Annotated in this window: 5 protein-coding genes; 4 read left to right on the plus strand and 1 reads right to left on the minus strand. The window is 61.8% G+C overall.

What is annotated here, in order from left to right:
• Nucleotides 1–131: 131 nt before the first annotated feature.
• The 4 genes from ctaD (at nt 132) to ABD283_RS02345 (ending at nt 10,553) form a co-directional block, all read left to right on the plus strand.
• Complete coding sequence (gene ctaD, locus ABD283_RS02330; RefSeq protein WP_344223460.1) at nt 132–1,856, plus strand: aa3-type cytochrome oxidase subunit I; 1,725 nt, start codon at nt 132–134, stop codon at nt 1,854–1,856.
• A gap of 305 nt (nt 1,857–2,161) precedes the next feature.
• Nucleotides 2,162–5,671 carry a DNA-directed RNA polymerase subunit beta gene (gene rpoB, locus ABD283_RS02335; protein WP_344223461.1) on the plus strand — a complete coding sequence of 1,170 codons (3,510 nt, stop codon included), beginning with the start codon at nt 2,162–2,164 and terminating at the stop codon, nt 5,669–5,671.
• A 61-nt stretch (nt 5,672–5,732) separates the two neighbouring features.
• A complete protein-coding gene (locus ABD283_RS02340) occupies nt 5,733–9,623 on the plus strand; it encodes a DNA-directed RNA polymerase subunit beta' (RefSeq protein ID WP_344223462.1) in 3,891 nt (1,296 codons plus the stop codon).
• Between the two features lie 168 nt (nt 9,624–9,791).
• Nucleotides 9,792–10,553 carry an IclR family transcriptional regulator gene (locus ABD283_RS02345; protein ID WP_344223463.1) on the plus strand — a complete coding sequence of 254 codons (762 nt, stop codon included), beginning with the start codon at nt 9,792–9,794 and terminating at the stop codon, nt 10,551–10,553.
• Nucleotides 10,554–10,676: 123 nt separating this feature from the next.
• On the opposite strand, the gene ABD283_RS02350 is transcribed toward ABD283_RS02345, so the two are convergent.
• Entirely contained in the window at nt 10,677–12,800 is a 2,124-nt protein-coding gene (locus ABD283_RS02350) for a heavy metal translocating P-type ATPase (RefSeq protein WP_425552787.1), read from the minus strand.
• Between the last annotated feature and the right edge of the window lie 26 nt (nt 12,801–12,826).

Consider the following 12,826-nt stretch of genomic DNA (forward strand, 5'->3'; position numbering starts at 1 on the left):
GAAACTAGTCAGTAGGCATACCATTTCTGCTGACCTCGGCGTAGCGTGTTATGACACGGGCCCCTTACCGGTAATCCGCGCCGGGGGGAGTAGCTCCTGAACCAGAGCAGCACGCTCGGTGAGGACAGGTTATGGCCATCCACGAATACACGGCGACCGAACGCCGCAGCCGCACCGAAGTAGCGGTAATACCGCGCAACAAGGGGCGAATCATCGTCGGTTGGCTGACGTCGACCGATCACAAGACCATCGGATACATGTACCTGATCGCGTCGTTCGCGTTCTTCTGCGTGGGCGGCGTCATGGCGTTGCTGATCCGTGTCGAACTCTTCGACCCCGGTCTGCAGATCCTGGAGACCAAAGAGCAGTACAACCAGCTGTTCACCATGCATGGCACGCTCATGCTGCTGATGTTCGGCACTCCGCTGTTCATCGGTTTTGCCAACGTATTGGTGCCGATTCAACTTGGTTCCCCTGATGTTGCGTTTCCGCGCTTGAATGCGTTGGCGTTCTGGTTCTTCCTGTTCGGGTCCCTGGTCGCCATGGCCGGTTTCGTGACCCCGCAGGGCGCGGCGTCCTTCGGGTGGTTCGCCTACGCGCCCCTCAACAACACCACGTTCAGTCCGGGGGTCGGGGGAGATCTCTGGCTGTTCGGACTCGCTCTGCAGGGGTTCGGCACCATTCTGGGTGGCGTCAACTTCATCACCACCATTCTGTGCATGCGTGCTCCGGGCATGACCATGTGGCGCATGCCCATCTTCACGTGGAACATCCTGCTGACCTCGATGCTCGTGATTATGGCGTTCCCGCCGCTGGCTGCAGCGCTTTTCGCACTGGGCATGGACCGGCGCATGGGCGGTCACATCTTCGATCCGGAGAACGGTGGCGCCATCTTGTGGCAGCACCTGTTCTGGTTCTTCGGCCACCCGGAGGTCTACATCATCGCCCTGCCGTTCTTCGGTATCGTGTCCGAGATCATTCCAGTCTTCGCCAGAAAACCGATCTTCGGTTACAAGGGCCTGGTCTTTGCGACCATTGCGATTGCCGCGTTGTCCATCACGGTGTGGGCGCACCACATGTTCGTCACGGGAGCGGTGGCGCTGAGTTTCTTCGCGTTCATGTCCATGATGATTGCGGTGCCCACCGGCGTGAAGTTCTTCAACTGGATCGGCACCATGTGGCAGGGGTCCGTGACTTTCGAGACGCCCATGCTGTGGGCGCTCGGGTTTCTCTTCACCTTCCTCTTCGGCGGGCTCACGGGAATCATCCTGGCTATCCCCGCCCTGAACTTCAATGTGTCCGACACCTACTTCGTGGTGGCGCACTTCCACTACGTGGTCTTCGGCACTGTGGTGTTCTCCATGTTCGCGGGTTTCTACTTCTGGTGGCCCAAGTTCACCGGCAAGATGCTCAACGAACGGTTGGGCAAAATCCACTTCTGGATGCTGTTCATCGGGTTCCACATGACGTTCCTCATTCAGCACTGGCTGGGCGTGAACGGTATGCCCCGCCGGTACGCGGACTACATGCCGGAGGACGGCTTCACGTGGATGAATCAGCTGTCCACCGGTGGCGCCATGCTCCTCGGGCTGTCCATGATCCCGTTCTTCTGGAACGTGTACATCACGAGCCGGCACGCCAAGAAGGTCGAGGTTGATGACCCCTGGGGGTTCGGCTGCTCCCTGGAATGGGCTACGTCCTGCCCGCCTCCGCGGCACAACTTTGCCTCCCTACCCCGCATTCGCTCCGAGCGACCGGCACTTGATCTTCACCATCCGGAGCTGGCAGCTTTCGCAAGTCAACAGTTCGACGCGGGGAAACCGGTGTCCGGGGGTGCTGGAAGGCGGGGCAGCTGAGCGTCGGACCCGACGCACCAATCCGAGACAGGGGCGTCGTACTGGGAAGTTTCGAACGGGAAGGTGGGATGTAAAACTGTAGGGGCGGGGTATCTTACGACGAGTTGTCCCGTCCGTCCACTAAGGGTGTGGACAACGTCCAAAAAAAGTCCTAGACTGATAGCTTGCGTTGTCCCTTATACATGCGTGCCTTCATATAGCGGTGGGCGCCACTGGGGCGTGTTGCGCGAACAGCCAGCACCGGCCCCCAATTCTCATCTCGGGAACCTCGCGAATTCACTGCATGTCTGTGGAAGGATCACATCTTGGTCGCCTCGAGCACCGATTCGAACGTCACCGCCAATCACCCCACGAGCGATAACATTCCTCGCCGAATTTCTTTCGCAAAGATCCACGAGCCGCTAGACGTCCCCAACCTGCTTGCACTTCAGACGGACAGCTTTGACCGTCTGGTGGGTAACGAGCGTTGGCAGGCCCGCCTGGCGCAGGCCCAGGAGACCGGCGAAACCGGCGTGGCCACCACGTCCGGTCTGTCCGACATCTTCGAAGAGATCTCCCCCATCGAGGACTTCCAGGGCACCATGTCCCTGTCGTTCTCCGAGCCGGAGTTCTACGACCCCAAATACACCATGGACGAGTGCAAGGACCGCGACGCCACCTATTCGGCGCCGTTGTACGTCAAGGCCGAGTTCATGAACAACACCACCGGTGAGATCAAGCAGCAGACCGTGTTCATGGGTGATTTCCCGCTCATGACCGAAAAGGGAACCTTTGTCATCAATGGTTCCGAGCGCGTGGTTGTCTCCCAGCTGGTGCGTTCCCCCGGTGCATACTTCGAGAAGGGCCAGGACCGCACCTCGGACAAGGACATCTTCTCCGCGAAGATCATCCCGTCCCGCGGCGCCTGGTTCGAGCTCGAAATCGATAAGCGCGACCAGGTGGGCGTCCGTCTGGACCGCAAGCGCAAGCAGTCCGTGACCGTGCTGCTCAAGGCGCTGGGCTGGACCGAGTCCAAGATTCTCGAAGAGTTCGGCGAGTACGACTCGATCCGCGCCACCCTTGAGAAGGACGCGACCGAGACCCGCGAAGAAGCCTTGCTGGACATCTACCGCAAGCTGCGTCCGGGCGAGCCGCCCACGGTTGATGCTGCTCAGTCCCTGCTGGACAACATGTACTTCAACCCCAAGCGCTACGATCTGGCCAAGGTGGGTCGTTACAAGATCAACCGCAAGCTGGGCCTGGACAAGTCCTTCACGGACGCCGATGCTTCGGTGCTTTCGGTCGAGGACATCGTGGCCATGATCCGTTACCTGGTCACGCTGCACGCCGGTGGTTCCACCATGCAGGGTGTTCGCGACGGTGAGCCGCGCGAGATCCACGTGGACGTGGACGACATCGACCATTTCGGTAACCGTCGTATCCGTGCGGTGGGCGAGCTGATCGAGAACCAGATCCGCACGGGCCTGTCCCGTATGGAGCGCGTGGTTCGCGAGCGGATGACCACTCAGGACGTCGAGGCCATCACGCCTCAGACCCTGATCAACATCCGCCCCGTGGTCGCCGCCATCAAGGAGTTCTTCGGAACCTCCCAGTTGTCGCAGTTCATGGACCAGAACAACCCGCTGGCCGGTCTGACGCACAAGCGTCGTCTTTCCGCGCTGGGCCCGGGTGGTCTGTCCCGTGACCGCGCAGGCATGGAAGTCCGAGACGTGCACCCCTCGCACTACGGCCGTATGTGCCCGATTGAAACCCCTGAAGGTTCCAACATCGGTCTGATCGGTTCGTTGGCGACCTACGCGCGCATCAACCCGTTCGGCTTCATCGAGACTCCTTACCGCAAGGTGGTCAACGGTGTGGTCACGGACGAGGTCAGCTACCTGACCGCGGACGACGAGCGCGGCGTCACCATTGCGCAGGCCAACGCACCCCTGACCGGCGACGGTCACTTCGCCGAGGAAGCTGTGCTGGCACGTGCCGCAGACGGCTCCGGTGAAGCCGTGCTGGTCGAGCCCACTGATGTCGAGTTCATGGACGTGTCCCCGCGCCAGATGGTGTCGGTGGCTACCGCCCTGATCCCGTACCTCGAGCACGACGACGCCAACCGTGCGTTGATGGGTGCCAACATGCAGCGTCAGGCTGTGCCGCTGTTGGTCTCGGAAGCGCCGCTGGTCGGTACCGGTATGGAGCGCTACGCCGCAATGGATGCCGGCGACTCCGTCCTGGCTATCAAGCCCGGCGTGGTCGAGGAGGTCTCCGCCGATCAGGTGAAGGTCCTCAACGACGACGGCACCACCAAGATCTACCCCATCAACAAGTTCGTCCGGTCCAACCCGGGTAACACCTACAACCAGCGCGTGATCGTGTCTGAGGGCGAGCGGATCGAAGACCGTTCGGTCATCGCCGACGGCCCCTCGACCGATCAGGGCGAGCTGGCACTGGGTAAGAACCTGCTGGTTGCCTACATGTCCTGGGAAGGCCTCAACTACGAGGATGCGATCATCCTCTCCCAGCGCATGGTCTCCGAGGACGTCCTGACCTCGATTCACATCGAGGAGCACGAGATCGATGCCCGCGACACCAAGCTCGGTGCCGAGGAAATCACCCGTGACATCCCCAATGTGTCCGAGGAAGTGCTCTCCGCACTGGACGAACGCGGCATCATCCACATCGGTGCCGAGGTTCAGGCCGGTGACATCCTGGTGGGCAAGGTGACCCCCAAGGGTGAAACCGAGTTGACCCCGGAAGAGCGTTTGCTGCGCGCCATCTTCGGTGAAAAGTCCCGCGAAGTGCGTGACACCTCGCTGAAGGTGCCCCACGGCGAGTCCGGCACCGTGATCGGCGTCCGCGTATTCGACCGCGACGACGAGGACGATGACCTGCCCGCCGGCGTGAACCAGGTGGTTCGCGTGTACGTGGCCCAGAAGCGCAAGATCACCGACGGTGACAAGCTTGCGGGCCGTCACGGTAACAAGGGCGTGATCTCCAAGATCCTGCCCATGGAGGACATGCCGTTCCTCGCGGACGGTACCCCCGTTGACGTGATCCTGAACCCGCTGGGTGTGCCAGGCCGTATGAACCTGGGTCAGGTGCTCGAGGTTCACACCGGTTGGCTCGCCAAGCAAGGCTGGAACATCGAAGGTAACCCCGAGTGGTTGGACCGCCTGTCCAACTTCCCCAAGAGCTCCGGCCCCACCAACGTGGCAACCCCGGTGTTCGACGGCGCTCGCGAGGACGAGATCTTCGACCTGCTCGATCACACCAACCCGACCCGCGACGGCGATCGTCTGATCGACCGCAGCGGTAAGGCCCGGTTGTTCGACGGCCGTTCCGGCCAGCCGTTCCCGGACCCCGTGTCCGTTGGTTACCAGTACATCTTGAAGTTGCACCACTTGGTCGACGACAAGATTCACGCCCGTTCCACCGGCCCGTACTCCATGATCACCCAGCAGCCGCTGGGCGGTAAGGCACAGTTCGGTGGTCAGCGCTTCGGTGAGATGGAGGTGTGGGCGCTGGAAGCTTATGGTGCCGCTTACACCCTTCAGGAACTGCTCACCGTGAAGTCCGATGACGTCCACGGTCGCGTGAAGGTGTACGAAGCCATCGTCAAGGGCGAGAACATCCCGGAACCGGGTGTGCCCGAATCCTTCAAGGTGCTCATCAAGGAAATGCAGTCCCTGTGCCTGAACGTCGAGGTTCTCTCGGCGGACGGTAACGCAGTGGAGATGCGTGACTCCGAAGATGACAGCTTCCGTGCAGCCGACGAGCTCGGCATTGACCTTTCGCACTCCGAGCCCAGCTCGGTCGAAGAGGTCTGATTCCCACTCGTAACCGGTAAGCACGAATAACTTCAGGATTTAGAAAGAGGGACAGGACCTTATGTCCAACGATTCTTCACTGGGCCTTATGCGCATTGGCCTGGCCACCGCCGACCAGATTCGCAGCTGGTCGTACGGCGAGGTCAAGAAGCCCGAGACCATCAACTACCGCACGCTCAAGCCCGAGAAGGACGGCTTGTTCTGTGAAAAGATCTTCGGCCCTACCCGGGACTGGGAGTGCTACTGCGGTAAGTACAAGCGCGTCCGTTACAAGGGCATCATCTGTGAGCGTTGCGGTGTCGAGGTAACTCGCGCCAAGGTGCGTCGTGAGCGGATGGGCCACATCGAGCTGGCCGCTTCCGTGACCCACATCTGGTACTTCAAGGGCGTTCCTTCGCGCTTGGGCTACCTGCTGGACCTGGCACCGAAGGACCTCGAAAAGGTCATCTACTTCGCTGCCTACATGATCACCTCCGTGGATGAGCAGGCTCGTCACGACGACCTGCCCAACCTGCAGGCTGCCATCGACCGCGAGAAGAAGCAGATGGAGGACACCCGCGATTCGGACATCGCCGCAATCGCTCGTGACCTCGAGACTGAACTCGCCCGCGTCGAGGAAGAGGGCGGCAAGGCGGCCGAGAAGCGCAAGCTGCGTGACTCCGCTGATCGCCAGATGGCCAACGTGCGTAAGCGCGCTGACCGCGAGATCGATCACATCGAAAAGGTCTGGGACCGCTTCAAGAACCTCAAGGTCAACGACCTCGAGGGTGACGAGGCCCTGTACCGCCAGATGGTCGACCGCTACGGCATGTACTTCGAAGGTTCCATGGGTGCCGAGGCGATCAAGAAGCGCCTCGAATCCTTCGACCTGAACGCCGAGGCGGAATCCCTCCGGGAAACCATCGCCACGGGTAAGGGCCAGCGTAAGACTCGCGCCCTGAAGCGTCTCAAGGTTGTCAACGCGTTCCTCACCACGGATAACTCCCCGCTGGGTATGGTCCTGGATGCCGTTCCGGTGATCCCGCCGGAGCTGCGTCCCATGGTCCAGCTCGACGGTGGCCGTTTCGCCACCTCGGATCTGAACGACCTGTACCGTCGCGTGATCAACCGCAACAACCGCTTGAAGCGTCTGCTGGATCTGGGTGCGCCCGAGATCATCGTGAACAACGAGAAGCGCATGCTCCAGGAAGCTGTTGACTCGCTGTTCGACAACGGCCGCCGTGGCCGCCCCGTCACCGGACCGGGCAACCGCGCGCTCAAGTCGCTGTCTGACATGCTCAAGGGCAAGCAGGGTCGTTTCCGTCAGAACCTGTTGGGTAAGCGTGTGGACTACTCGGGCCGTTCGGTCATCGTGGTGGGTCCGCAGCTCAAGCTGCACCAGTGTGGTCTGCCCAAGCAGATGGCGTTGGAGCTGTTCAAGCCCTTCGTTATGAAGCGTCTGGTCGACCTCAACCACGCCCAGAACATCAAGTCTGCCAAGCGCATGGTTGAGCGTTACCGCCCGCAGGTGTGGGACGTCCTCGAAGAGGTCATCACCGAGCACCCGGTTCTGTTGAACCGTGCTCCCACCCTGCACCGCCTGGGTATTCAGGCGTTCGAGCCGCAGCTGGTCGAAGGTAAGGCCATTCAGCTGCACCCGCTCGTGTGTGGTGCGTTCAACGCCGACTTCGACGGTGACCAGATGGCGGTGCACCTGCCGCTGTCCCCGGAGGCACAGGCCGAGGCTCGCGTGCTGATGTTGTCCTCGAACAACATCCTCAAGCCCTCGGACGGTAAGCCGATCGCCCTGCCTTCGCAGGACATGATCATCGGTCTGTACCACCTGACCACCGTTCGTGACGGCTGGGCCGGTGAGGGCAACAGCTACTCGTCCATCGCCGAAGCCATCATGGCCTACGACTCCGGTGATCTGCACTTGAACTCCAAGTGCAAGATCGAGCTGGAGAACTTCGTGCCGTACGCCGGCTGGGAGGCCCCCGAAGGTTGGGAACCCGGCCAGCCCGCCGTCGTCGAGACCACCCTGGGTCGCGTGCTCTTCAACGAGACGCTGCCTGAGGACTACCCGTGGGACGAGAACGTTGCCGACAAGAAGCACCTGTCTTCTCTGGTCAACGACCTTGCCGAGCGTTACCCCATGACCCAGGTGGCTCACACCTTGGATCTGCTCAAGGACGCCGGTTTCCACTGGGCATCCCGTTCGGGTGTGACCGTGGCGATCTCGGACATCGCGACCCCGCCGGAGAAGCCCGCCATTATGGAGGGCTACGAAGCGCAGGCCGCGAAGATCCAGGGCCAGTACGACAAGGGTCTGATCGATGACGACGAGCGTCGTTCCGAGCTGATCGACATCTGGTCCAAGGCAACCGACGAGGTCGCCGAGGCCATGCGCAACAACCTGACCGCGAGTAACACCATCAACCGCATGGTGTCCTCGGGCGCACGTGGTAACTGGATGCAGGTTCGTCAGATCGCGGGTATCCGTGGTCTGGTGGCCAACCCCAAGGGCGAGATCATGCCCCGTCCGATCAAGTCCTCCTACCGTGAGGGCCTGTCGGTTCTGGAGTACTTCATCGCGACCCACGGTGCTCGTAAGGGCCTGGCCGATACCGCACTGCGTACCGCCAACTCGGGTTACCTGACCCGTCGTCTGGTGGACGTCTCCCAGGACGTCATTGTTCGCGAAGCGGATTGCCAGACCAGCCGTGGCCTGGTGCTGCCCGTGTCGGAGATCGATGAGTCCGGCGTGCGTTCCCTGCACGAGGACGTCGAGAACACCGTGCACGGTCGTGTGCTGTCCACCGACGTGGTGGATGCCAACGGCGAGATCGTGGCCGAGGCCGGGCAGGACATGTCCGATGCGTTGATCAACAAGCTGTTCACCGCCGGTATCGACGAGGTTCGCGTGCGCTCCGTGCTCACCTGTGAGTCCGCCGTGGGTGTGTGCGCATCTTGCTACGGTCGCTCCCTGGCCACCAACCAGTTGGTGGACATCGGCGAGGCCGTGGGCATCGTGGCCGCGCAGTCGATTGGTGAGCCCGGTACCCAGCTGACCATGCGTACCTTCCACACCGGTGGTGTCGCCTCCTCGGACGGTGATATCACCCAGGGTCTGCCCCGTATTCAGGAGCTCTTCGAGGCCCGTACCCCCAAGGGTGTCGCCCCGATCTCCGAGGTGGCCGGCCGCGTACGCATCGAGGACACGGACAAGTCCCTCAAGATCGTCATTGTTCCGGACAACGGCGACGAGGAATTTGCCTACCCGGTGCTGCGTCGCGCCAAGCTGCTCGTGCACGACGGCGATTCCGTGGTCGTGGGCCAGCAGCTCGTGACCGGTGCGGTTGACCCCAAGGAGGTGCTGCGTATCCGCGGTCCCCGTGAGGCTCAGAAGCACCTGGTGGACGAGGTCCAGGGTGTGTACCGCTCCCAGGGTGTGGGCATTCACGACAAGCACGTGGAAGTCATCGTCCGTCAGATGCTGCGCCGCGTGACCATCATCGAATCCGGCGACACTCCGTTGCTGCCGGGTGAGCTGGTGGACAGCGTGCGCTTCCTCGAGGCCAACCGCGGTGCGGTGGCCGAGGGCAAGCGTCCCGCAGCGGGTCGTCCGGAGCTCATGGGTATCACCAAGGCTTCACTGGCAACCGACTCGTGGCTGTCTGCCGCATCCTTCCAGGAAACCACTCGCGTTCTGACGCAGGCGGCCATGGAAGGTAAGTCGGATCCGCTGCTGGGTCTGAAGGAGAACGTGATCATCGGTAAGCTCATCCCGGCCGGCACCGGCCTGGCACGTTACAACAACGTGGATGTTGAGCCCACCGAGGAAGCCAAGGCTTCCATGTTCACCGATCCTTCCGCGTTCGCTGACTTCAGCTACGCCGAGGAGAACTCGGGTGCGTTGGGTTCGGAGTTCCAGGCCATCCCGTTGGATGACTACGACTTCGGCACCAACTGATCACACGGGGCGGTAGCTGAGCTGCCGTAGTCCGTACGACCGAAGGCCGGTCCCCAAGGATGTGGGGGCCGGCCTTCGGCGTTGTCCGGGAGACTACGCTGGGTACAGGTAATTCTGGTGGTGGTACTGGCACGGGCAGGGCCCGCTTTGGCGGGGCAGGAGGGCGACATGGCGAATTCGACGTCGGGTGATTCGGTTCTCGCTCGCGTGGAACGGATTCTGGCGGCGTTCGGTTCAGAGACCCCGGTGTTGCAGCTCAAGGACATCGCCAGTTCTGCTCAGCTCCCCACGTCCACTGCACACCGTTTATTGACAGATATGAAGCAGATCGGCTGGATCGAGTCCGCCCGCGGGCAGGGCTATCGGGTGGGGACCCGGTTGTGGGAGCTGGCCTCCCGGGCCGCATTGGCAGAGGACCTGGCGTCGGTTGCCATCCCGTTCATGTCGGACGTCCACGCGGTGCTTCGACAGCACGTTCACGTGGGAGTCGTGGAAGGCGACGACGTTCTGTTCGCCGAGCGGATCCTCGGCAAGAAGTCGGATGTGCCGCTGCGCTCGAACGTGGCGGGCAGGTTACCCCTGCACCAATCGGCGGCGGGGCTGGTGCTGATGTCCCAATACTCGGAGTCTTTCGTCACGGAATATTGCCAGCGGGTGCGCGACGACAGTTTTCCCGAGGGGATTCCTACGGATCGTCTGATGACTGACCTGCGCCGTTTCGCGCAACGCGGTTATGCCCTGCAACGCGGTCGAATTGACCAGGAAACCGGTGGTATCTCGGTGCCGGTACGGGTGCCACAGTGGCACCGCCCGGTGGCGCTGGGCGTGGTCATTGCGCTCGAGGATATGGGCCCGGCAGAAGTGCCCGGCGTCGTGCAAACGTTAAGGGTTGCCTCGCACGGAATCTCCCGTGCCATGGGCGCACTGTAACAACTGTCAAAGGTTGTCCTTTGTAGCAGAAACCTTTGCCGCGTCCTGGATGAATGTCTGTGCGTCCACAGCCGCCGCATATTGAGCGGACGTGAGGGAAGGGCCCGAAGCCCGACCTCATGTCTACCGGCTGTGGAGCATGTGATCAGTGCTAACTTCCGGGGCCAGGTTGAGACGGCGCAGTAATTGAGCATTGAGTGCCACGACGACTGTCGATGCGGACATGAGGATTGCGCCGATGCTCATGGGCAGAACGAACCCGATCGGAGCCAGGATGCCCGCGGCGAGAGGTACGGAGATCAAGTTGTACCCGGCAGCCCACCAGAGGTTTTGCTTCATCTTCCGAAAGCTCGCACGCGAAAGTTCTAACACCGAGAGCACCGAACGGGGGTCGGAGCTAGCCAGGATGACTCCGGCCGATCCGATGGCGACATCCGTGCCCGCGCCGATGGCGATGCCGACGTCGGCCTGGGCCAGCGCAGGAGCATCGTTGACTCCGTCGCCGACCATCGCAACCTTGCGGCCCTCGCCTTGGAGCTCCGCGACCTTCATGGCTTTGTCCTCGGGGTGCACGCCGGCGAAGACACGGTTGATACCAAGCTCGTCGGCAACCGCTTGAGCCACGGCCTCTGCATCGCCGGTGATCATGACGACCTGAACGCCCTGAGCGTGGAGAGCGTCAACGGCGTCGCGTGACTCGGTGCGGATTGCGTCGGCGAGACGCAAAGCACCGATCACCTGACCGTCGGAAATGACGTGGAGGATGATCGCACCCTCATTTCGCCATTGCGCTGAGATGGGTAACTCCTTGAAGGAGCGCTGCTCAAGAAGGTACGGGCCCCCAACTTCGATGACCATGTTGTCGACGGTGGCCCTAACCCCGATGGCGGGGGAGGACGTGAAGTTCCTGGCTCGAGGTGGTTCCAGACCGCGTTGCTGGGCTGCATGGGTAATGGCACGAGCGAGGGGGTGTTCACTGTCGGACTCGGCCGCTGCCGCTAAGGCAAGCACCGTGTCCTCGGTATGTACGCCGACAGTATCGACGGCGGTGACCGTAGGTTCGCCCTTGGTCAGTGTGCCGGTTTTGTCGAAGAGGACTGCATCAACGGTGCGCGTAGACTCCAATGCGAGCCTGTCTTTGATGAGCACTCCGCCGCGGGCGGCGCGTTCGGTAGCGATGGATACTACCAGCGGTATTGCGAGGCCAAGGGCATGGGGGCAGGCGATGACCAGGACCGTAATGGTGCGCACGACGGCTTCGTCAGGGAGACCTATTAGGGACCACACGAGCGCCGTAATTACGGCAGCGCTGAGGGCGAACCAGAACAACCATCCGGCGGCGGTATCGGCGATCCGCTGGGCACGGGAGGAGGACGCCTGAGCATCGGTCACAAGCCTCTGGATGCCTGCCAAGGCAGTATCTTCGCCGGTGGCGGTTACCTCGATCCGCAGCCCCGAGTCTGTGGAGATAGTGCCGGCGACCACGTGACCACCGACCCCTCGGCTGACGGTCCTGGACTCGCCGGTGACCATCGATTCGTCCATGGACGCGGACCCGTCGATGATCTTTCCGTCAGCTGGCACAGAGGCACCCGGACGGACAATCACGATATCTCCGACAGCAAGGGCTGTGGGCGCGACTTTCACGACTCCGTCGCCCTCAATCTTCTCGGCTTCATCGGGGATGAGCGCCGCGAGAGAGTCAAGGGCCGAGGTGGTCTGGGCTAGGGAGCGCATTTCTATCCAGTGGCCCAGAAGCATGATGACCACTAGTAGTGCGAGTTCCCACCAGAAATTGAGTTCATGACTAAGCCACTGCAGACTTGCGCCCCAAGAGGCGAGGAAGGCTACGGTGATGGCCAAAGCGATGAGCAGCATCATGCCGGGTTTGCGAGATCGGATCTCGCTGAACCCGCCAGTGAGGAACGGCCATCCACCCCAGAAGTACATGACCGTGCCCAGGACCGGGGAAACCCACCGCACCCAATCGGCATCTGGGAGTGTGTAGCCGATGAGCTGGGCAAACATGTCATTGAATCCCACGACGGGAATCGCGAGGACGAGCATGATCCAGAACAACCGCCGAAACTGTCCGACATGATCACCGTGCCCGCCTTGACCTGCGTGGCCATGACCACCGTGCTCCATGGGTGCACCCCGCTCCCCGTGTACAGAGTGGTCGTGGTGGCCCGCATATTCGTGGGGGGTAGCCTCGGTTGCCCCGTGGTGGGTGTGCTGATTGTTCATGGTCTGTCCATTCCTCGATGCCCGGT

The sequence above is a fragment of the Kocuria atrinae genome, from assembly GCF_039531425.1.
GTDB lineage: Bacteria > Actinomycetota > Actinomycetes > Actinomycetales > Micrococcaceae > Kocuria > Kocuria atrinae.

Excerpts from the sequence above, each read along its gene's own strand:
- ABD283_RS02345 (WP_344223463.1), top strand. The coding sequence starts at position 9,792 with ATGGCGAATTCGACGTCGGGTGATTCGGTTCTCGCTCGCGTGGAACGG.
- ABD283_RS02350 (WP_425552787.1), bottom strand. The coding sequence starts at position 12,800 with ATGAACAATCAGCACACCCACCACGGGGCAACCGAGGCTACCCCCCAC.
- ctaD (WP_344223460.1), top strand. The coding sequence starts at position 132 with ATGGCCATCCACGAATACACGGCGACCGAACGCCGCAGCCGCACCGAA.
- ABD283_RS02340 (WP_344223462.1), top strand. The coding sequence starts at position 5,733 with ATGTCCAACGATTCTTCACTGGGCCTTATGCGCATTGGCCTGGCCACC.